General features: G+C 63.2%; 7 protein-coding genes and 1 pseudogene. 3 read left to right on the top strand and 5 right to left on the bottom strand.

What is annotated here, in order from left to right:
- Positions 1–3: 3 nt before the first annotated feature.
- Entirely contained in the window at positions 4–11,859 is an 11,856-nt protein-coding gene (locus LRS56_13855; protein WDU65425.1) for a non-ribosomal peptide synthase/polyketide synthase, read from the top strand.
- A 152-nt stretch (positions 11,860–12,011) separates the two neighbouring features.
- Here LRS56_13855 and LRS56_13850 read toward each other — a convergent pair.
- Together LRS56_13850 and LRS56_13845 are read right to left on the bottom strand one after the other, a co-directional pair.
- Positions 12,012–14,454 (bottom strand): annotated as a pseudogene (locus tag LRS56_13850) (TonB-dependent siderophore receptor).
- 108 nt (positions 14,455–14,562) lie between these two features.
- Positions 14,563–16,215 (bottom strand): cyclic peptide export ABC transporter, encoded by a 1,653-nt coding sequence (locus tag LRS56_13845; GenBank protein ID WDU65424.1) that lies wholly within the window; start codon positions 16,213–16,215, stop codon positions 14,563–14,565.
- Between the two features lie 200 nt (positions 16,216–16,415).
- Here LRS56_13845 and LRS56_13840 point away from each other — a divergent pair, with 200 nt between their 5' ends.
- Positions 16,416–17,246, top strand: coding sequence for a N(5)-hydroxyornithine transformylase PvdF (locus tag LRS56_13840; protein WDU65423.1), 831 nt, complete (start codon positions 16,416–16,418; stop codon positions 17,244–17,246).
- Between the two features lie 123 nt (positions 17,247–17,369).
- On the opposite strand, the gene LRS56_13835 is transcribed toward LRS56_13840, so the two are convergent.
- The 3 genes from LRS56_13835 to pvdM are packed head-to-tail and all read right to left on the bottom strand — an operon-like array spanning position 17,370 to position 20,917.
- On the bottom strand, positions 17,370–18,242 hold the full coding sequence (locus tag LRS56_13835; protein WDU65422.1) for a formylglycine-generating enzyme family protein: 873 nt from the start codon (positions 18,240–18,242) through the stop codon (positions 17,370–17,372).
- A gap of 35 nt (positions 18,243–18,277) precedes the next feature.
- Entirely contained in the window at positions 18,278–19,549 is a 1,272-nt protein-coding gene (locus tag LRS56_13830; protein ID WDU65421.1) for an aminotransferase class V-fold PLP-dependent enzyme, read from the bottom strand.
- 18 nt (positions 19,550–19,567) lie between these two features.
- Positions 19,568–20,917 carry a pyoverdine-tailoring dipeptidase-like protein PvdM gene (gene pvdM, locus LRS56_13825; protein ID WDU65420.1) on the bottom strand — a complete coding sequence of 450 codons (1,350 nt, stop codon included), beginning with the start codon at positions 20,915–20,917 and terminating at the stop codon, positions 19,568–19,570.
- A gap of 142 nt (positions 20,918–21,059) precedes the next feature.
- On the opposite strand from pvdM, the gene LRS56_13820 reads away from it, so the two are divergent.
- Entirely contained in the window at positions 21,060–22,688 is a 1,629-nt protein-coding gene (locus LRS56_13820) for a PvdJ/PvdD/PvdP-like protein (GenBank protein WDU65419.1), read from the top strand.
- Positions 22,689–23,146 lie beyond the last annotated feature (458 nt).

Raw genomic sequence — 23,146 nt, 5'->3', positions numbered from 1 at the left:
CCCATGCTTTCCAACCCTAACATCGATCTGGTTTCGCGCTTTCTTCGCCTGCCTCTGGAACAGCGCCAGCAGTTTTACCAGCGTCTGCAAAGTCGCGGCATGAGCTTTGCCCAATTGCCTATCGCGACGATTCGCGAGGGCGACCAGCCCTTGCCGCTGTCCTACGCCCAGGAGCGCCAGTGGTTCCTCTGGCAACTGGACCCGGACAGCGCCACCTACCATATCCCCGGCGCATTGCGCTTGCAGGGGCGCCTGGACCTGGGCGCACTGCAACGCAGTTTCGACAGCCTGTTGGCCCGGCATGAAAGCCTGCGCACCCGGCTGGTCCAGGACGGCGAGCGCTTGTTGCAAGCCGTGGAGCCCGAGGCCAGGGTCGAGATACACCAGGCCCAGGTCGACGAGCCCCAGCTGATGGCGCGGGTCGAAGCCGAGGTCGCCCGGCCTTTCGATTTGCAGCAAGGGCCGCTGTTGCGCGTGACCCTGCTGCAGCTGGCGGAGGATGAACACGTACTGGTGATGGTGCAGCACCACATCATCTCCGATGGCTGGTCGATGCAAGTGATGGTCGAGGAACTGGTGCGGCTGTACGCCGCTTACAGCCAGAGCCAGGCCGTTGAGCTGCCGGGCCTGCCGATCCAGTACGCCGACTACGCGCTGTGGCAGCGCAGCTGGATGGAGGCGGGCGAGCGGGCCCGCCAGCTGGCGTATTGGCAAGACCTGCTGGGCGGTGAGCAACCGGTGCTCGAGTTGCCCCTCGACCATCCGCGCCCGGCGCAGCAAAGCCATCGCGGCGCAAGCTTGCAGGTGCACTTGGCGCCCGAGCGGGTGGCCGGCCTCAAGCGCCTGGCGCAGCAAGAGGGCGTGACGCCGTTCATGCTGCTGCTGGCCTCGTTCCAGACCCTGTTGTTTCGCTACAGTGGCCAGTCGGATATTCGTATCGGCGTGCCGAATGCCAACCGCAACCGCGTTGAAACCGAGCGCCTTATAGGTTTTTTCGTCAACACCCAAGTGCTCAAGGCCGACCTCGATGGGCAGATGACCTTTGCCGAGTTGCTGCACCAGGCCAAGCGGCGTGCCCTGGAAGCCCAGGCGCACCAGGACCTGCCGTTCGAACAGCTGGTGGTGGCGCTGCAGCCCGAGCGCAGCCTGAGCCACAACCCGTTGTTCCAAGTGATGTTCAATCACCAGACCGACGCCCAGGGCGGCCGCGACGGCCAGCAGTTGCCCGGCCTGCGGGTGGCAGAGCTGGACTGGGACAGCCACACCACGCATTTTGACCTGAGCCTGGACACCCATGAATCCGCCGAAGGCATCTGGGCGGCGCTGACCTACGCCACCGACCTGTTCGACGCGGCGACCATCGAGCGTTTTGCGCAGCACTGGCAAAACCTGCTGCAGGCCGTGGTGAGTGCGCCGCGCAGCCGTCTGTGCGAGCTGGCGATGCTCAGCACACCGCAACAGCAGGTGATGCTTGAGGACTGGAATGCCCCGGCCACGGCGGGCGCGCTGCAAGGCGTGCATCAATTGTTCGACGCCCAGGCCCGGCAACACCCTGCACGCCAGGCGCTGGCCCTGGGTGACCAGACGCTCAGCTATGACGCGCTGAACCGCCAGGCCAACCGCCTGGCGCATTACTTGATCGCCCAGGGCATCGGCCCGGAGGTGCTGGTCGGCATCGCGGTTGAGCGTTCGTTTGCGATGGTGGTCAGCCTGTTGGCGGTGCTCAAGGCGGGCGGGGCGTACGTGCCGCTGGACCCCGAGTATCCCCGCGAACGCCTGGTGCATATGCTCGAAGACAGTCGCGTGCAACTGGTGTTGACCCAGTCTCACCTGCGCGAGCGCCTGCCGTTGCCGGAGCAAGTGGCGTGCCTGGATATCGACCTTGCCGAGGCGCAATTGGCGCTGTGTGCCGATGACACCCCGGCTGTCGAGTTCGAGCCCCGCAGCCTGGCCTATGTCATCTACACCTCGGGTTCCACCGGCAAGCCCAAGGGCGTTGCCATCAGCCACGCCGCGCTCAGCGAGTTCGCGGGCATCGCTGCCGACTATTCACGCCTGGCGCCTGAGGACCGGGTGCTGCAGTTCGCAACCCTGAACTTCGACGGTTTTGTCGAGCAGTTGTACCCGGCCCTGACCCTGGGGGCCACCGTAGTGCTGCGCGGCCCGCAACTGTGGGACGGGGCCGATCTGTACCGGCAGATTATCGACCAGAACATCAGCCTGGCCGACTTGCCCACCGCCTACTGGAAACTGTTCCTGCAGGATTGCCTGGCGGCGGGCCCACGCTCGTACGGCGCGCTGCGCCAGGTGCATATCGGCGGCGAAGCCATGCCCCTGGACGGTCCGGCGATGTGGCGTCGTGCGGGCTTGGGCCATGTGCGACTGCTTAACACCTACGGGCCTACCGAGGCCACCGTGGTCTCCAGTACGCTCGATTGCAGCGCTGACAACGTGGTGGTCGGCGACAGCGCCAGCCCCATCGGCCGTGCCTTGCCGGGGCGCGCCCTGTATGTGCTGGACCGCGACCTCAACCTGTTGCCGGTCGGCGCCGTGGGCGAGCTGTACATTGCCAGCGCCAGCGGCCTGGCGCGGGCTTACCTGCAACGCCCGAGCCTGACCGCCGAGCGATTTGTGGCTGACCCGTTCAGCCGCTTGGGCGAGCGTCTGTACCGCACCGGCGACCTGGCGCGTTATCGCGCAGACGGGGTGATCGAGTACGTCGGCCGGGTCGACCATCAAGTGAAAATCCGTGGTTTTCGTATCGAGTTGGGTGAGATCGAGGCGTTGTTGCTGGCCCAGGAAGGGGTTCGCGAGGCGTTCCTGCTCGCGGCCGACAATCAATTGCTGGCCTATCTGGTGCCGACGCAGGCGTTATCCGAGCACGAGCACCTGGCCGCCGGCGAACTGCTCAAGGCCAGCTTGCGCGAGCAATTGCCCGATTACATGGTGCCCGCGCATCTGATCTTCCTCGACCGCATGCCCCTGAACCCCAATGGCAAGCTCGACCGCCAGGCCCTGCCCAAGCCCGATGCCACGTCGGGCCAGCAGGCCTGGCTGGAGCCGGTCACGGCGCTGCAACAACAGATCGCGGCGATCTGGGCCGATATCCTCGGTGTTGAGCGCGTGGGCCTGGCGCATCACTTCTTTGAACTGGGCGGGCATTCTTTGCTGGCCATGCAAGTGGTCTCGCGCATCCGCCAGGCCCTGAGCCTGGAAGTGCCGCTCAAGACCCTGTTCGAGCAGCCGCGCCTGGAGGGGTTTGTGGCCGCACTGACCACCCAGGACCCCGCAGCGCCGAAGGCGCCGCCGCTGTTGCCGGCCAAACGGGATCAGCCTCTGCCGCTGTCGTACGCCCAGGAGCGCCAGTGGTTTCTCTGGCAACTGGAGCCGCACAGCGCGGCCTATCACATTCCCAGCGCGCTGCGCCTGAAAGGCCAGCTTGACCAGGCGGCGTTGCAACGCAGTTTCGACAGCTTGCTGGCCCGTCATGAAAGCCTGCGCACCTGCCTGCGCGAGGAGCGCGAGCGCACGGTTCAAGTGATCGAGCCGCAGGTGTCGTTGCACATCGCGTGTGCCGAGGTCGAAGAAAGCGCATTGAAGGCGCGGGTGGAGGCCGAGATTGCCCAACCCTTCGACCTGCAACAAGGGCCGTTGCTGCGCGTGTCGCTGCTGCGTCTGGCTGCTGACGAGCATGTGCTGGTACTGGTGCAGCACCACATCGTTTCCGATGGCTGGTCGATGCAACTGATGGTCGAGGAGCTGGTGCAGCTCTACGCCGCCTACAGCCAGGGCCAGGCCCTGCAATTGCCGGCGCTGGCGATCCAATACGCCGACTACGCCGTGTGGCAGCGCAATTGGATGGAGGCCGGTGAGAAGGCGCGCCAACTGGCCTACTGGCGCGAGATGCTCGGCGGCGAGCAGAGCGTGCTGGAATTGCCGTTCGACCACCCGCGCCCAGCGGTGCAGAGCCACCGTGGCGCACGCCTGGCGATTGAGTTGGCGCCTGGCTTGACCCACGACCTCAAGGCCCTGGCCCAGCAGCAAGGCGTGACCCTGTTCATGCTGCTGCTGGCGTCGTTCCAGACCTTGCTGCACCGCTACAGCGGCCAGGAAGAAATACGCGTCGGGGTGCCGATCGCCAACCGCAATCGCAGCGAAACCGAGCGTCTTATCGGCTTTTTCGTCAACACCCAGGTGCTCAAAGCCGATATCCACGGCCAGATGAGCGTCGAGCAATTGTTGCAGCAGACCCGGCAACGGGCGCTGGAAGCCCAGGCCCACCAGGACCTGCCGTTCGAGCAACTGGTGGAGGCTTTGCAGCCCGAGCGCAGCCTGAGCCACAACCCGTTGTTCCAGGTGATGTTCAACCACCAGACCGACGTCGGCCAGGCCCAGGTCCAGCACCAACTGCCCATGCTGCGGGTAGAAGGGCTGGAGTGGGAGAGCAAGACTGCGCATTTCGACCTGGACCTGGATATCCAGGAATCGGTTGAGGGGATCTGGGCCACGTTGGGGTATGCCCAGGACCTGTTCGAGGCGAGTACCGTGCAACGCATGGCCGGCCACTGGCAGAACCTGTTGCAAGCGATGGTGACCAACCCACGGCAAAGCCTTAGCCAGTTGAGCCTGCTGGACGCTGCCGAGCAGCAACAGATTCTCGAGCTATGGGACCAAACCGGCGCCGGCTTCCCGGCCGAGCGCCTGGTGCACGAGTTGGTGGCCGACCGTGCCAGTGAAACTCCGCACGCGGTCGCGGTGAAATTCGACGCGCAAACCCTGAGCTACGGCGAGCTGGACCGTGAGGCCAACCGCCTGGCCCGCGCCCTGATCGCCCGTGGCGTCGGCCCGGAAGTGCGGGTGGCCATCGCCATGCCGCGCAGCGCCGAAATCATGGTGGCGTTCCTCGCGGTGATGAAAGCCGGTGGCGTGTATGTGCCGCTGGACATCGAATACCCGCGTGATCGCCTGCTGTATATGATGCAGGACAGCCGTGCGCAACTGCTGCTGACCCATTCGGCCGTACAACAGCGCCTGCCGATTCCGGACGGGCTGGACGTGCTTGCCATCGACCAACGGCAAACCTGGGCCGATTTCAGCGACACCGCACCCCCGGTGAAACTCGACGGCGACAACCTTGCCTACGTGATCTACACCTCCGGTTCCACCGGCATGCCCAAGGGCGTGGCGGTGTCGCATGGGCCGTTGGTGGCGCACATTATCGCCACCGGTGAGCGCTATGAAACCGGCCCGGCCGATTGCGAATTGCACTTTATGTCGTTCGCCTTCGACGGCTCCCACGAAGGCTGGATGCACCCGCTGATCAATGGCGCCAGTGTGCTGATCCGCGATGACAGCCTGTGGCTGCCGGACTACACCTACCAGCAAATGCACCGCCATAACGTGACCATGGCCGTGTTCCCGCCGGTTTATTTGCAGCAGTTGGCCGAGCATGCCGAGCGCGACGGTAACCCGCCAAAAGTGCGCGTGTACTGCTTCGGCGGCGATGCGGTGGCTCAAGCGAGTTACGACCTGGCGTGGCGTGCACTCAAGCCGACCTACCTGTTCAACGGCTACGGCCCGACCGAAACCGTGGTCACGCCACTGCTGTGGAAGGCGCGCAAGGGCGACCCATGTGGGGCTGTCTACGCGCCGATTGGCACGCTGCTCGGCAACCGCAGCGGCTATGTGCTGGACTCGCAACTCAACCTGCAACCGATCGGCGTGGCCGGTGAGCTGTACCTGGGCGGCGAGGGCGTGGCCCGGGGGTATCTGGAGCGTCCGGCACTTACCGCCGAACGTTTCGTGCCGGACCCGTTCGGCAAACCCGGCAGCCGCGTGTATCGCAGCGGCGACCTGACCCGTGGCCGCCCGGATGGCGTGGTGGATTACCTGGGGCGTGTCGACCATCAGGTGAAAATCCGTGGTTTCCGTATCGAGCTGGGCGAGATCGAAGCACGTCTGCGCGAGCAGGACAGCGTCGGCGAAACCGTGGTGGTGGCCCAGGAAGGCCCGAGCGGTAAGCAACTGGTGGCGTATATAGTGCCGCTGGACCCGCTGCTGATGGACGACGCGGTGGCCCAGTCGAGCTGCCGTGAAGCCCTGCGCCGTGCCCTGAAAACCCGCCTGCCGGACTACATGGTGCCCACTCACCTGATGTTCCTGGAACGCATGCCGCTGACGCCCAACGGCAAGCTCGACCGCAAGGGCCTGCCGCGCCCGGACGTGAGCCAGATGCAGCAGGTGTACGTGGCACCGCAAAGCGAGCTGGAGCAGAAGATTGCGGCCATCTGGTCGGATGTACTGCGCCTGCCAAAAGTCGGCCTGCACGACAACTTCTTCGAACTGGGCGGCGACTCGATCATTTCGATCCAGGTGGTCAGCCGCGCACGCCAGGCCGGGGTGCGGTTCACCCCCAAGGACCTGTTCCAGCACCAAACCGTGCAGAGCCTGGCGGCGGTGGCGCAGGAAGGCGCAGGCGCGGTGGTGCTGGATCAGTCACCGTTGACCGGCGAGCTGCTGTTGCTGCCGATTCAACAGAGCTTTTTCGCCGATACCATTCCCGAGCGTCATCACTGGAACCAGTCCGTGGTGCTGCAACCGCACCAGCCGTTGCAGGCCCCGGTGCTGATGGCGGCGCTGCAGGCGCTGATCGTGCATCACGACGCCCTGCGCACCACGTTCACTCAGGCGGCAGCCGGCTGGAGCGCGGCCTATCGTGGGCCGCAGCAGCACCAGGCGGAGCAGGTGTTGTGGCAGTCCACCCTGAACACGGTCGAGGAGCTTGAGGCCCTGGGCGAGGAAGCCCAGCGCAGCCTCGACCTGAGTGAAGGCCCGCTGATGCGGGCGGTGCTGGTGGGCATGGCCGATGGGTCGCAGCGCCTGTTGCTGGTGATCCATCACTTGGTGGTGGACGGGGTGTCCTGGCGTATTCTGCTGGAAGACCTGCAAACCGCTTATCGCCAGATCGAACAGGGTGCAGCAGTGGTATTGCCGGCCAAGACCAGCTCGACCCGGGCCTGGGCCGAACGCCTGCAAGCCTACGCGGCCAGCCCTGCGCTGGCCCAGGAATTGGCCTGGTGGCAGGCGCAATTGCAGGCCAGTCCGGTCGGCTTGCCCGGGGCCGACCCACAGGCCAGCTTGAGCAACCGCCATGCGTTGAGCGTGAGCACCCACCTGGATCAGGCCTTCACCCGCCGTTTGCTGCAGGAGGCACCGAGCGCCTACCGCACCCAGATCAACGACCTGCTGCTGACCGCCCTGGCGCGCGTGATTGTGCGCTGGACCGGTGAGCAGTCGATGTTGATCCGGCTGGAAGGCCATGGCCGTGAGGACCTGTTTGACGAGATCGACCTGACCCGCACCGTCGGTTGGTTCACCAGTCTGTATCCATTGAACCTGGTGCCTACCGACTCCCTGGCCGGCTCCCTCAAGCAGATCAAGGAGCAACTGCGCGCAGTGCCGGACAAGGGCCTGGGCTTCGGTGCGTTGCGCTACCTGGGCACGCCCGAAGCGCAGCGTGTGTTGGGCGAATTGCCGCGCCCGCGTATTACGTTCAACTACCTGGGGCAGTTCGACGGCAGTTTCGACGGTGGAGAGCAAGAAGGTCTGTTCGCACCCTCCGGCGACGCCAGCGGTGACGAACAAAGCCTTGAAGCCCCGCTGGGCAATTGGCTGGAAATCAATGGTCAGGTATACGGCGGCGAACTGAAGTTGAACTGGAGTTTCAGCCGGCAGATGTTCGATGAAGCAACCGTGCAGCGCCTGGCGGACGAGTATGCCGCAGAGCTCAAGGCGTTGATCGAGCACTGCTGTATCTCGTCCAACCAGGGTGTGACGCCCTCGGACTTCCCGCTGGCGCGCCTGACCCAGGCCCAACTGGATGCGTTGCCGCTGGCGGTGTCCGACGTCGAAGACCTGTACCCGCTGTCGCCCATGCAGCAAGGCATGTTGTTTCAGTCGCTGTACGGGGAAGGCTCCGGAGACTACATCAACCAGATGCGCATCGACGTGCAAGGCTTGGATGTGCCGCGCTTTGGCCAAGCCTGGCAGGCGGCCGTGGACAGCCACGAAATTCTGCGCAGTGGTTTCCTCTGGCAGGCCGAGCTTGAGCAGCCGCTGCAGGTGGTCTACAAGCAGGTGCGCATGCCGTTCGCCGAGCTTGACTGGCAAGGGCGTGCCGATTGTTCCGCGGCGCTTGAGCGCTTGGCCGAGTCGGCCCGAGGCCAGGGTTTTGTGCTGGAACAGGCGCCGCTGTTGAGCCTGTCGGTGGTACGCACGGGCGCCGACGCTTACCACTTGATCTACACCAATCATCACATCCTGATGGACGGCTGGAGTGGTTCGCAGCTGTTCGGCGAGGTGTTGCAACACTACGCGGGTGAGCCGTTGCGGGCGCCGATTGGGCGTTATCGCGACTACATCGCCTGGTTGCAGGCGCAGGACAAGTCGGTCAGCGAAGCCTTCTGGAAAGCGCAACTGCTGAACCTGCAAGAGCCCACCCGCCTGGCGCGTGACGTGCAGGTCGAGGAGGGCGCGGCCCTTGCGGTAAACGGCGAATACCGTCTGAGCCTGGAGACCGCCCAGACCGAACGCCTCAAGACCTTTGCCCAACGCAACAAAGTGACCCTCAATACCGTGGTGCAAGGCGCCTGGCTGTTGCTGTTGCAGCATCACACCGGCCAGGACACCGTGGCGTTCGGCGCGACAGTGGCCGGTCGCCCGACCGAGCTTAAAGGAATCGAGCAACAGGTGGGCCTGTTCATCAACACCTTGCCGGTGGTAGCTACACCCGATGCGCAGCTGTCGGTCAGCCAGTGGCTGCAGCAAGTCCAGGCGCAAAACGTGCGCCTGCGTGAGCAGGAACATACGCCGCTGTTCGAGATCCAGCGCTGGGCCGGTTTGGGCGGCGAGGCGCTGTTCGACAGTATCCTGGTGTTCGAAAACTACCCGGTCTCCGAGGCGCTGGAGCAGAGCGCGCCGTCGGGATTGCGTTTTGGTGCCGTGCACAGCCTGGAGCAGACGCACTACCCGCTGACGGTGTTGCTGGCGATCGGTGAAACCCTGGGCCTGGAATTCAATTACGACCGCCAGCGTTTCAGCGCGGCGCATATCCAGCGCCTGGCCGAGCACTTCCAGCAGTTGCTGCAAGCACTGGCGGATGACGGCTCGCGGCGCCTGGCCGAGCTACCGTCGCTCGCGCAGGCCGAGCGCCAACAGGTGTTGCGCACCTGGAACGCTACGGCCGAGACCTACCCGCTGCACAGCGCTGTGCAGCAACTGATCGAGGCGCAAGTACTGCGCACGCCGCATGCACCGGCCCTGGCATTCGGCGGGCAGCGTCTGAGCTACGCCGAGTTGAACGGTCGGGCAAATCGCCTGGCCCATCGTTTGATCGCGGCCGGTGTCGGCCCGGACGTACTGGTGGGGCTGGCGGTAGAGCGGTCCATCGAGATGGTGGTCGGGCTGCTGGCGGTCCTCAAGGCCGGGGGCGCTTATGTGCCGCTGGACCCTGAATACCCGCGTGACCGCCTGGCGTACATGCTGCAAGACAGTGGCGTGACGCTGTTGCTGACCCAGGCGCATTTGCTCGAGCAATTGCCGATCCCGGCGGGCGTGCAACACCTGGTGCTGGAGCCGGGCGATGCCTGGCTGCAGGCTTGGGGCGAACACAACCCGCAGGTCACCGTAGACGGCGAAAACCTCGCGTATGTGATCTACACCTCGGGTTCAACCGGCCAGCCCAAGGGCGCCGGCAACCGTCACTCGGCCCTGACCAACCGGCTGTGCTGGATGCAACAGGCTTATGGCCTGGGGGGCGACGACACGGTGTTGCAGAAGACGCCGTTCAGCTTCGATGTGTCGGTGTGGGAGTTTTTCTGGCCGCTGATGACCGGTGCACGCCTGGTAGTGGCAGCACCGGGGGATCATCGCGACCCGGCCAGGCTGGTGAGCCTGATCAATACCGAGCAGGTCACCACGCTGCACTTTGTACCGTCCATGCTGCAAGCCTTCCTGCAGGATTCGGCGGTCGCGTCCTGCCAGAGCCTGCAACGCATTGTGTGCAGCGGTGAAGCACTGCCCGTGGATGCCCAGCAGCAGGTGTTCGCCAAACTGCCCCATGCCGGGTTGTACAACCTGTATGGACCGACCGAGGCTGCCATCGACGTGACCCACTGGACCTGTGTCGATGAAGGTGCGGACGCCGTGCCGATTGGTCGGCCCATCGCCAACCTGGGTTGCTACGTGCTGGACGGCAACCTGGAGCCTGCGCCGGTGGGCGTGTTGGGCGAGCTGTATCTGGGGGGCGTTGGCCTGGCGCGGGGTTATCACCGTCGCCCGGCGCTGACGGCCGAACGCTTTGTGACCGACCCCTTCGGCAGTGGCGCACGCCTGTACCGTACCGGCGACCTGGCGCGTTATCGCGACGACGGCGTGATCGAGTATGCCGGGCGTATCGACCATCAGGTCAAGCTGCGTGGGCTGCGCATTGAGTTGGGTGAAATCGAGGCGCGCCTGCTGGAGCATGCCAGCGTGCGTGAAGCCGCAGTGCTGGCAGTAGACGGCACGCACCTGGTGGGTTACCTGGTGCTGCACGAACAGCCGCAGGAGTGGAAAGCCCTGCTCAGCGCACACCTGGCCGCGCAGTTGCCCGATTACATGGTGCCCGCCCAATGGGTAGCGCTGGCGCAGATGCCCTTGAGCCCTAATGGCAAGCTGGATCGCAAGGCACTGCCCAAGCCGCAGGCCCAGGGCACGGAGGCTTACCAGGCGCCGCGCAGCGAGATCGAGCAGCAAGTGGCGGCGATCTGGAGTGAGGTGCTGGGGGTTGAGCGTGTGGGGCTGAACGACAATTTCTTCGAGTTGGGTGGCCATTCGCTGCTGGTGTTGATGCTCAAGGAGCGCATCCGCAAGGTCAGCGGCGTCGGTTTGTCCGTGAGCCAACTGATGCTTAACCCGACGGTACGCGGGCAGGTCAACTGCTTGCAGGGTGAAGCCCGCAGTTCGTTGATCGTCAAGCTCAACAGCCAGACCGAAGGCACGCCGTTGTTCATGTTCCACCCAAGCTTTGGCTCGGTGCATTGTTACACCGCCATCGCCCTGGCACTCAGGGAGCAACGCCCGGTGTTCGGGGTGATCTGCCGTGCCTTGGCCGAAGAGGGCGCGGTGGTGCCCGAGTGGCAGGCGATGGTCGAGGATTACACCGCGCAACTGCTCACGGCCCAACCCCAGGGCGCCTACCGCCTGGCCGGCTGGTCGCTGGGCGGTAACCTGGCGATGGAGGTGGCGTATGCACTGGAACAGGCGGGTCGTGAGGTCGAGTTTGTCGGTTGGATCGATGCTGCGCCGCCGCAGTGGCTCACGCCTTACTGGGAAGCGGTGGTGGTGGAGGACGCCCGTGAGGTCTCGGCCAATGAGCGCCGTGCAGCCTTGCTGGGGGTGATGTTCCCCGCGTTTGCCGAGCAGATTCAGCACGCCTGGCACCATTGCCAGCGGCAGGCCGAGGATGAAGCGGGGCAATGGCAGGCGTTTGTGGCCTGGGCCGAGCAGACCCTGGGTGAAGCGTTTACCGGTATCAAGGAAGAGCTGCTGCGCGGCAATGAAGCGCAGATCTCCTGGGACGTTGACCGCGCCTTGAGTGAACGCCTGGTCGCCGCTGACTTCAAGCCGATCAAGGCTCCCCTCAGTTGCTGGTGGGCTTCCCTGAGCCGAGCCGGGCGCTGCAAGGACCTGATCGAGCAGCACATGGCGAGCACCATCGGCCAGGGGCGCATTGAGCGTTCGGTGATGATCGAGACCGATCATGACGGGATCATCGACAGCGCCGAATTCATCAGCAGTTTGGTGGCCGCCCTGGAGTAACGCTTAGCTTGAACAACAAACCCGGATCAGCGATCCGGGTTTTTTTCGCCTGCTTTAGACGGTAGTAGGGCAGGGCACAAAAAAGCCCGATGAAAGCAGGGCTTTCATCGGGCTCTCGGTTGATCGCCGCGAGGGGCGATCAAGGCATCACATCAGAAGTCCCAGCGGGTGCTGAACATCACGTTGCGTGGCTCACCGTAGGCGGCCGAGTTATAGAAACCGACGTTGGTGTAGTAGGACTTGTCGAAGATGTTGTTGAGGTTTACGGTCGCCGACAGGCTCTTGGTGATCTGGTAGCGGGTCATCAGGTCAACCAGCCAGTAGGCGTCCTGGGTGATGTCCTGGTTCCGATCCAGAGGCGAGTTGTAGATTTCATACCAGCCCTTGCTCTGCCAGCGCAGGCCGCCGCCGACGGTGAGCTTGTCCAGGTCGCCCTTGAGCTTGTAGGTGGTGTTCAGGTTGACCTGGTGCTCAGGCTCGAAGGTGGAGATTTTTTTGCCGTCTTCGTCGCGCACGATCTTGTGGGTGTAACCACCCTGTACCTGCCAGCCTTCAGCCAGCTCACCGGAAATCTCCGCTTCGTAGCCTTTGGTGACGGCCTTGGAGCCCTTGAACGCGTAGTTCGACGGGGCCGGAGTCTGGTTGTTGTAGGCATCGTCGGAGATGGCGCGGTTGGTCTCGTGAACCTCGAAGTAGGCAAGGCTGGTGTTCAAGCGGCCGTCGAGGAACTCACCTTTAAGGCCCAGCTCGTAGTTTTGCCCTTCATCCGGTTCCAGCAGCGTCTGGTTGCGGTCCTTATAGGTGCTCTCCTGCGGCTGGAAGATATCGGTATAGCTGGTGTACACCGAGAAATTGTCGTTCAGGTCGTAGATCACGCCGGCATACGGCACGAACCGCCCGGTTTCCTTATAGGACGGGTTCAAGCCCGTGACGTGGTAGTTGGCGACGCGCCCACCGAGGATCACGTTCAGGTCATCCATCACGTTGAATCGCGCGGTCACGTAGCTGCCGGTCTGGCGGATGGTGTCGTCGGTGTGCTGCTGTGCAGGGCCATAGATAGGCCGGTCGATCTTGCCGTTCCAGTTGTAGAAGTCGACGGTGTTGCCCTGTGGCCAGGTCGGGGACCAGTAACCCTTGCCTTTCCATTGCGATGTACCGATGGAGCCACCCACGACCAGCTCATGCTCACGCCCGAACAGGCTGAAAGGTCCGGTGGCGTAGAGGTCGGCGGAGGTGCTTTTGGTATCGCCGGTGTATTTCTGCCCGTTGATCACCGCCGTGCCATCGGCCTGCGGCTCTACGAACTGGATCGAGCCGAGGTCGGCGTGGTAGCTGTTGATCTTGTGGTCGAGCTGGAACTTGGTCACCCAGCCATCACCCAGGTCATGTTCGAGCATGGCGAAGGCGGTGCGGGTGTTTTGCTCCCAGGAGCTCCAGGTGGTGCCGTTGTTATACGAGCGCGGCATCTTGTTGATGCTGCCGTTGGAGTTGACCAGCGGGAACGAGCCGGACCAGCTCGAGCCCTGTGGAATGTTGTCCTGGTAGTCGAAACCGACGGTCAGCATGGTGTCGGGCGACAGGTCGAATTCGGTGATGCCGTAGTAGGTTTCGGTCTTGCGCGAGTAGTGGTCCATGAACGAGTTCTTGTCCTGAGTACGCCGCTACCGCACGGCCCCGCACGTTGCCGCTGTCGGTCAGGGGGCCGCTCACATCCACTTCGCTGCGATAGTTGTCCCACGAGCCGGCGCCCAGCTGCACATGTCCCTTGAACTCAGAGGTAGGCTTCTTGCGGATCAGGTTGATGGTCGCGCCCAGGGAACCGGCACCGTTGAGCAGGCCGGTGGCGCCCTTGAGCACTTCGACGCGGTCGTAGATCGCCATGTCGCTGAGGGTGTTGCCCGCCGAATAACCGACATTGCGCACCGTCGACGGAATACCGTCGTACTGGAAGCTGTTGACCGAGAAACCACGGGAATAGTAGTTGGTACGGTCGGTGTCATAGGCCGACACGGTGATGCCCGGGGTGTGGCGCATCACGTCATCGACGTTATTGAGGCCGAAATCCTCGATGTGCTGACGGGTGATCACCGTGATCGACTGCGGGGTCTGCCGTGGTGTCAGGGTCAGGCGGGTGGCCGTGGCAATCGTCCCCGGGGTGTAGGAGCCGGAGCCCTCGGTGATGTTGCCCAGCACGTTGCCGGTCACTTGGGTCGGGCTCAGTTCCAGCCCGGCGGAGGCACCGGCGGCGGTGACGGTCAGCGAGTTGCCGTTGAGGCTGTGCACGGTCGAGGTGCCACCCAGCAGGGTGGTGATCGCCTGCTGCGGTTCCAGCTTGCCTTTGACCGCGCTGCTGGTTTTGCCTTGCACGTCGCTCGGGCTGTACAGCACCTGCATGTTGGCCTGACGACCGAATTCCTGCAGCGCGCTCCCCAGCGGCTGCGCGGGAATGTCCAACTCGATCTCTTGTGCCTGTACATAGCCGGCGACCGGCAGCGATACCGCCAGGGCGAACGCGCTCGGCAAGAGGTTGATGTTCAGGGCCCGACGCATGGAGAGCGCTTTGCTCAGTGGGCTGAGACCGAGTCGTGCTGGCATGGATGTTTTCTCTTCTATGTTTTAAGTGGGCAAATATAAATTTTATTGAGGCTGGTTCTCATTACCACTAGTGAGACGTTCCTACTTGGAAAAACCGGAAAAGAAAATTCACGCAGGCTCCATTTCGTGCACCACCTGGCCGGCGCGCAGGCGTACCAGTTGGTCGGCGATATCGAAATAACGGTCGTCGTGGCTGATCACGATGATGGTTTTGCCTAGGCGTTTGAGGTCCGGCAGCAGCTCGGTGTAGAAGATGCGACGGAAGGCCGGGTCCTGGTCGGCGGCCCATTCGTCGAACACCAGCACCGGGCGTTCTTCCAGCCAGGCGTTGACCAGTGCCAGGCGCTTGCGTTGGCCGGTGGACAGGTCGGTGGTGCTGAACACGCCGTCCTTGACGCTGACCTTGTGGGCAATCTCCAGGCGCTCCAGGTATTTGGTGGCGCTGTCCAGTGACTGCGCGGCGCTGCCCTGCACCAGGTCGTCGAACAGGTAGTAGTCGGCGAAGACCGTAGTAAACAGCTGGCGGTAGTCGTCGCGCTCGGGGTCGGTCACCGGTTTGCCGTTGAGCAGGATCTCGCCGGATTGCGGCGGGTACAGCCCCAGCAACAGCTTGATCAGGGTGGTCTTGCCGCTGCCGTTTTCGCCGACGATAAACACGATGTCGCCCTGGGCGATGTTCAGGTTGATCGGCCCCAGGTGGAACGGCTCGCTGCCTTCCACCGCCGGCGGGCTGTAGCTCACGTCGCGCAGTTGCAGGCTGTTGACCAGCGGTTGCGGGGCTTCGCTGTCGTCCATCAGCAGGTGCGGTTCGGGCGAAGAGAAACGCTCCGACAACTCGCTGATGCGGCCAAACGCAATTTTCGCCTTGCCCACCACCGGCAGGTACCCCAGCAGGTGTTCCAGCGGGCCTTTCATGTACAGCAGCACCAGCACGAAACCGGTGATCACGGTAGGGTCCGGGTTCGGGTTGTAGGCTTGCATCGCCAGGGCCAGGCCGATCACCACGAAGAACAGCATCGAGCCGAAGGTCTTGGCCAGGATGTAGATATTCACCGAGCGCACCTGGATATCGCTGATGCGATCGGCGGTTTCCTGGATGCGGTGGGTGTTCATGCGAAAGCGGCGTGGCCGGTGCATGCGCAGTTCCTTGGCACCCGAAGCGATGGCGTTGTAGTAACGCTGCAGCTCGTCTTCATGGCTGCGCGCCAGGTCAAAACCCTGGATGCCCTTGCCGCCAGCGATAAATTGCACCGCACTGCCGATCACGATGGCGACCACCATCATCAGGAACATCGGCACCGACAGATAGGCCAGGTAGCCCAGGCAGCCGAGGGTGACCGTGGCCGCAATGGCCAATGGGGTGAACGCGAAGGAGAAATCGCTGATCGTGTCGACATCGTGGGTCAGCACCGGGATCAGCCGATGGGAGCGATACCGCTCGATCTGCCCGATTGGCGCCGACAGCACCTTTTCGCCCAGGTCCTTGCGCAGGGCGGCGATGATCCGTTGGCCCACGTAGTTGGTGCCGATATCGGAAATGATCGAACTGACCAGCGCCAGTACACACAGGGCGGCAAAGGTCAGGATCACGCCCTGGGTCATGCCTTGGGGTGAATGCAGGGCGTTATTGATGGTCGCCAGCAACAAGGTGATGGCCAGGCCACCGGCCATGCCCAGGGCCACGGAGACCGTCACGATGGTGCGAAAGGGCCTGAGCAATGCGAGCAAACCGTTGAAGGCGCCGCGCTTGGGGTCGGTCATAAATACTTCCCGGAAAGTGAAAAAGAGGGGGCTGGGCACACAGACCCTTACCCATGACAAACGAAGCATTGGCGCGACTATTTAGCTCGGCGTGCCCGACGGTGCCGATGGCGGATAAATTGCGCGGCGCCTGGTTCGTTCTTGTTGGGTAGGCGCACGCGTATTGGCGCGTGCCTGATCTGTCCAGCGAGAGCGAAACAATGACGAAGAAGAATCTGGTGTATGTGTGGTCCCTGAGAAATGCCGCCGCCGACAAGGCCGGGCAGCCGGTGGCCTACAAGGACCACGAGCGCTACATGAAATCGGTGCTGGAGTTTCTGGTGGGCTCGCTCAACGACACGCCGTTGGGCCAGGCGTACAACCTGGTGGGCGTGGTGTATGACGACGACGAACAGAACCCACGGGACCAGCAACTGGTCAGCGACTATGGCTTTGCCTACCAGCCGGGCCGCCAGTGGCTGTACCCGGCCGACCTGCGGGTGCAGGGCCATCTGGTCAACGATTTGCTGCTGAGCGTGCCGTCCACCTACCGTCGCCTGCCACGCGGCAGTGCTGAGCACATCGCCGGCAAACAGGATTTCGAGCGCCGCCTGCATGACACGCTGGTGGAATTGAAGGCCGATATCGTGGTGCTGGATGGCTTGCTGGTGATCCTCGATGAGCTGGTACGCCCGGGCGCACCGTTTGCCCGCCGTATCATGAATATTCACCCAGGCATTACCCGTATCGAATCGCCTTACGAGCGCCGTGGGGCCTACGCCACCTGGAATGCGCTGTACGGCGCACGTGGGCAAACCGTGGTGGACTGGGCCACCAAGGCCACCCAGCCGTCGGAACCGCTGTACCTGACCGGGGCCTCCTTCCACTACGTGGATAACGGCATCGACTCCGGCGAAGTGTTCCATGACGTGCTGAAAACCGAGATTTCGCCGGACGACACCATCCTCGAACTGCGCTGGAACAACTTCAATAACAGCCTGTTCCCGGCGTTGCATGAAGGGTTGGAGTTGTTGGCCAAGCAGGGCGTCTAAAACGGGCACGCTTCAAAATGTGGGAGCGGGCTTGCTCGCGAAAGCGCAGTGTCAGTCACTGAATGTGTATCTGACACTCCGCTTTCGCGAGCAAGCCCGCTCCCACATTGAATTTCCTGCAGCTTAGAGGTCGCGCACTACCCGAAAGCCGATCCAGTCCCCGCGTGTCTGCGGGTAGATGTTGTTGCGGTTGCCCGAGCGTGAAAACACCGGCGCCTCACCCCAGTCATTGCCGCGAATCTGGTAGCCCTCGCAGTTCGGCTCCATCCACGCGCTGCCGTCGGTCGGGGCGCCGATGTAGTTGGCGTGTTCGCAGTCGGCAACTCGCTCGTAGACATTGCCGTGCATGTCGTACATGCCAAAGGCGTTCGGTGGGTAGCTGCCCACCGGCGAGGAATAGCTGTAGCCGTCGGCCGGGCCATAGGTGTTGGCGTGCTCGGCGATGCTGTAGCCCTTGCCTGCATCGAACGGGAAGGGGAAGGGCCCGCTGGTGCCGGCGCGTGCGGCATATTCGCGTTGCGCTTCGCTGACCATGTGGTACTGCTGGCCGGTTTTCTTCGACAGCCACGCCACGTACTGCTTGATGTCGTCCATGTCCATGCACACTGCCGGCTGGCGTGGGCCCTGCGGGTAGCGCGGTTTGCTGGCGATGCATTCGCGGCCGGGGCGGGTGTCGCCGTCGGCGATCTTCACCCCGGTCTGGCGGATATAGCTGTCCCATTCCCCGGCGGTGATGTGAAAGCGGCTCATGGCGAAGGGCTTGGCGAAGGTCACGTCATGCATCGGGCCTTCATCCGGCTCGCGGCCGACTTCATCCTCGGGCGTACCCATGGTGAAGGTGCCGGCGGGCAGCACCACCATTTCCGGGCAGTCCTTGCAGTCCTTGAACACTTTGCCGGGTTGCGGCGTGGCGGCCTGGGTCAGGTTGGGCAGCAGCGCCGCGCACAGGGCGGTCAGCGCCAGGGCGGTCAGGGGCTTGAGTCGGGATGGATTCATGTGGGCATCTCGTTCAAAGGGAAAAAGGGAGGGCGTCACAGCCGCTGGCTGAGCAGGGTCATGAAACGCCGGATCTCATCGGAGGAATTGAGCAGGCCGGGGGCGGTGCGGATTACCGGGCCGACATCGCGGTCCACGGCATCGATCACCACGCGGTTTTTCATCATGTAGGCCGCCACTGCGTCGCTCTCCTGGCCCTTGACCCGGAAGAAGGTGAAACCGGCCGACAGCTCTGGGTTGCGCGGGGTCACCAGTTCGATCTGCGGGTGGGCCAGCAGTTGGTCTTTCAGCTCGGTATTGAGCGCATGGATACGCGCCTGCACCTGCGCCTTGCCCAATTGCAGGTGCAGCTTGAACGCCTCGTCCACCGCCCAGCGATGCTCGAAGGCGTGGTAGCCGCCTGGCGTCATGCTGGTGGCGAAATTCTGGTCTTCGGAGAAGGTCGGCACCATCGGTGTCACGTATTTGTTTTGCGGGTCGCGGGCGCACACCAGCCCGGTGCCGCGTGGGCCGAACATCCACTTGTGGGTGCCGGCGATAAAAAAGTCGCAGTGCATGTCCGGGAAGTCGAGGTTCTCCACGCCAAAACCGTGCACGCCGTCGACGATGTAGAGGATCCGGTCCTGGTCATCGCGGTTGCGATTGTGTTCCTGCACCAGTGTGCCGATCTCGCCGATCGGCAACTTGACGCCGCTGCCGGACTGCACCCACGTCATGCCCAGCACGCGGGTATTCGGGCGGATGGCGCGCTGGATATTGCCCAGCACTTCATCCGTGGAAACCCGGTTGGCGTTCTCGAACAGGCGTATTTTGCGGACCTGGGTCTGTTCCTTGCGCACCCTGAAATCCAGGCTGAACTCGGTCGCGTAGTGTTCATGAACAGTGGTAAGGATTTCCTGGTCGGGCCTCACCTTGATCCCGCCGTAGATCATCGCCAGCCCTTCGGAGGTGCTGCCGGTGAGGGCGATCTGCGCAGGCGTGGCCTTCAGATAGCGGCCGGCCCATTCGCGCACCTGGGCTTCACGTTTCCAGGGTTCCTGCAGGTCCCAGTCCATGGCCAGCCCCGGATTACGGTCAATCTGGGCGCGGTAACGCTCAATCGCCTCGCGTACCGGTTTTGGGTGTGAGGCCACCAGAAAGTTGGAAAAGTGCAGGTAGTTCGGGTCCTGGTTAAACAGTTGCTTGAGCCCCGTCCATGGGTCATCCGGTGTGTTGGCGGCCATTGCCTGAGGGAGCAGGGCGGCGCCCAACGGCAGGCTGGCGGCGAACACACCGGCCTGTTTGAGAAACGTACGGCGGTCGGTCATGGACTTGCTTCTAGGTGATTAGCGGTTGGCCAAGGGTTTGGCGGCTTTTTGTACTTGGTCCCACACCCGCAGGAAGTTGCCTCCCCACAGCTTGGCGATATCCGCCTCGGAATAACCGCGCTGGATCAGCTCGGCGGTCACGTTGCGAATCTCGCCCACGTTGTTCCAACCCTGGATGCCGCCGCCATCGTTGAAGTCCGACGACAGGCCGACGTGGTCAATGCCGATCTTGCGTACGGTGTAGTCAATCGCGTCGCCCAGGTCCTTGAGCGTCGCCTTGGGTTCTTCATCGAGGATGGCGTACAGCGCGCTGGCGTACTCGCCGAACTTGTGCTCGGGCCATGCGGCAATGATCGCGTCGCCCGGCATCAAGGCCATGGCCAGGTTGGGCAGCGGCGGCAGGTCGAAGCGTGCGCGCAGGCGGTTGAGCTTGTCCTGGGTCGGCTGGCTCAGCGGGCGCAGGTAGGCGGAGAAGCCCACGATCTGCACCACGCCGCCGCTGTTCTTGATCAGTTGCAGTTCCTTGTCGCTGAGGTTGCGTGGGATATCCACCGCCGCACGCGGCGCCGAGTGCGACGCCACCATCGGCGTGCGGCTCAACTGCGCCACTTGCTCCAGGGCCTTGGTCGACATCTGCGACACGTCGATGATCACCCCCAGGTCATTGAGGCGGTGCACTGCCTGCTTGCCGATGTCCGACAGGCCGTCGAGCGCATCCACCGAGTCATTGAAAAACGGCAGCGGGCGCGACGAGTCGGACCAGGCGTTATTGCCCACATAACTGAAGCCGAACATGCGCATGCCGCGTGCCGCCCACAGGTCCAGCTGATTCAGGTCGTTGCCCAGCGGGTAGGCGTTGAGCATGCTGATAAAGATCGCGAATTTGCCCTCGCCATGCAGGCGCCGGAAGTCATCCGGGGTGTAGGCGATGGCGACCTGGTTGGGGTAGTCGCGCACCATGGCGCTGATGATTTTGTAGCGCACTTCCTGCTCATGGCGTGCCGCTTCGACAAAACCCTCGGTGGGCTTGTGCGGCGCGTTGGGGCCATTCCAGATCTCCGGCCAGCCAAAAATCGTCAAGGCCGCTCCGGACAGGCGCCCGCGATTGGCCTTGACCAGGTCGAACTGGCCTTCGCCGTCCTTGTCCGCCTCGTTGCCGGCCGTGCCGAAATCCACTGGCACGGTGATATGGCTGTCGAACGACAGCAGGCGGTCCTGCATTTCATTGGCTTGTTTGATCACCTCCAGCGGGTAGCCGGCATTGCCCTTGAACCAGTGATCCCAGACCAGGAAGCCGGCTCCGGCGCCGATGGCCAGTGCCAGCGGCAGGCCGATATACAGCGCCTTTTTCGAACGTGGTTTTGTCATTGCCATCTCAGTCAGTTGAGGCCTTCGCTATCAGGGAGGAACGAGTGATGGCCGGGGAAATTTAGGCCGCACGGGCGGCGCGGTAAATTTCCCCGGCCTGCAAACGTTCTAGCTCTGATAAAGCCGTTTCCTAAGGTAGAAAATGACCATCTCTCGACGTGGGTTCATCGCTGGCCTGGCGCTTACCGGTGCCGCCGTGCCGGCGGCCTTTTATGCCCATCGCGAGTTGACGCGCGAAGAAGAATTCCCCATCACCCCGGGCGAGGCCACGGTGGACCTGGCCGACACCGCCGGCCAGCAACTGGCGAACACCTTGCGCGGGGTCTGGAACCTGCGCCTGGAAGGCCGCGACGCCGGCCTCAAGGGCCTGCCGCTGCAGGGCCTGGAGCTGCTGCTGGATATCGCCCCGCGTGGCCGTGGCCTGCGCGGCTACCTCGACACTGCCGCCAACCTGCGTGCCGAGGGTGAGCCGCGCTACCGCGTGCTCGGTGATGTGCTGACGGGCGAGGGCGCCTTGCTGTACTGGCGTCTGATCGACCGCGACTCCGCCAACGGCATACCGGCTTACGAATTCAAGATGACCCTCGACGAAGTCTGGGCCGACTTTGCCAACGCCGGCAGCAGTACCCTCAGCGGGCAGATCCTCGATCTGGATCGGCCGTTGGCACTGACCGAGCGTGACAACCGTTTTATCGCCCATAAACACTGGTTTCCCGAGGCTCGTCAGCGTATTGGCCTCAACCCGACCCTGCTGGCCTGGCTGATCGCCCCCGAGCACCGTCTGTTTCATCAGCTGTGGCATGCCACCCGTGACCAGTGGCACAAACTCTCCGAAGACAAGCGCGACGCCTTGCGCGGCATCGGCTGGCAGCCCGGCCCGCGAGGCAAAGAGCGGGATGCTCGCGGCAAACTCAAGGATCGCAATGGGTCGGGTGTCGATTTCTTCTTTATGCACCGGCATATGCTCGGTGCGGCGCGCTCGATGCAGGATTTGCCGTCGTGGCCGCAATTTCCCGAGCCACAACCGGCGCTTGAGCGTGATCGCCTGGGTTTTCTGCGTTATTTCGACAATCACGATGGTTTTGCACTGCCGCCCACTTGGTCGGCACCTGAGGACAGCGAGTACACGCAGTGGGTCAGTGATATCAAGGCTGCGGAGACTTATCACAGCAACTTTCAGGTGTGGGAGTCTCAGTACCGCGATCCGCGTTACCTGGCTAAATTGACGTTGGGGCAATTGGGATCGGAGATGGAGCTGGGTTTGCATGACTGGCTGCATATGCGTTGGGCTTCGGTGCCTCGGGACCCGTCCAACGGGGCGCCTGTGCCTTTTGCGCGGGATCCTTCGGACTTTGCGCCGCGGTGGTATGCGGCGGAGAACGACTTTCTGGGGGATCCGTTTTCATCGCATGTGAATCCGGTGTTTTGGCATTTTCATGGTTGGATTGATGACCGTATTGAGGATTGGTTTCGGGCGCATGAGCGGTTTAATCCGGGTGAGGTGAGCCGGCTTGAGGTTAACGGCGTGGCGTGGTTTGCGCCGGGGCGTTGGGTTGAAGTGGGGGATCCGTGGCTGGGGCCGGACACGCATGGGTGCAGTACCACGCCGGGGTTGCAGATGGGGAAGTCGATGGAGATGGACCCGGAGACCATGAAGCTGGCGTTGCGGATTACGTTTGCGGCTGAGGATGATGAGGTATTGCAGGGGTTGTTTAGGCGGGTGCCGAAGCGGCCTTGGTATGCGCGGCATTTGAAGGTTAAGCGGGTGTAGGGGGGCATATCCGTTGCTGCGGTAATGGCCGCTTATGGTTTCGCTCTTACAGCGACTCACTTTTGGAAGGACCCAAAAGTAAGCAAAAGGTCCTCGCCCCATCACTCTGCACCTCGCCTAGGCTCGGTGTGCCCTCACTCCGGCTTGAATCCGTGGGCCGCCGCGATGGGCCATCCATGGCCCAGCGCGGCTAACCCGGCGTCCTGCCGGGTTGCCCACGGATTCAAGCCTGCGTTCGGCCATCGTGATTGACGGGGCGTCTCAGATCACGATCAAAAGCCCTAGATCAAAAGATCGCTGACTTCGTCAGCGGTAAGGATGTAAGGGCCAGATCAAAAACAAAGCAAAGCACGGCGGCCTGACAGCCGACCTCGGTCAAATGTGGGAGCTGGCTTGCCTGCGAAAGCATCAACTGGATTTGCCTGATGTACCGAGGTGTCTGCATCGCAGGCAAGCCA

The organism is Pseudomonas poae (assembly GCA_028869255.1).
In the GTDB taxonomy this organism is placed as follows: domain Bacteria; phylum Pseudomonadota; class Gammaproteobacteria; order Pseudomonadales; family Pseudomonadaceae; genus Aquipseudomonas; species Aquipseudomonas poae_C.
This window is presented reverse-complemented; position numbering and strand designations above follow the sequence as displayed.

Coding starts and splice junctions, on each gene's coding strand:
- LRS56_13855 (WDU65425.1), top strand. CDS start 4: ATGCTTTCCAACCCTAACATCGATCTGGTTTCGCGCTTTCTTCGCCTG.
- LRS56_13845 (WDU65424.1), bottom strand. CDS start 16,215: ATGACCGACCCCAAGCGCGGCGCCTTCAACGGTTTGCTCGCATTGCTC.
- LRS56_13840 (WDU65423.1), top strand. CDS start 16,416: ATGACGAAGAAGAATCTGGTGTATGTGTGGTCCCTGAGAAATGCCGCC.
- LRS56_13835 (WDU65422.1), bottom strand. CDS start 18,242: ATGAATCCATCCCGACTCAAGCCCCTGACCGCCCTGGCGCTGACCGCC.
- LRS56_13830 (WDU65421.1), bottom strand. CDS start 19,549: ATGACCGACCGCCGTACGTTTCTCAAACAGGCCGGTGTGTTCGCCGCC.
- pvdM (WDU65420.1), bottom strand. CDS start 20,917: ATGACAAAACCACGTTCGAAAAAGGCGCTGTATATCGGCCTGCCGCTG.
- LRS56_13820 (WDU65419.1), top strand. CDS start 21,060: ATGACCATCTCTCGACGTGGGTTCATCGCTGGCCTGGCGCTTACCGGT.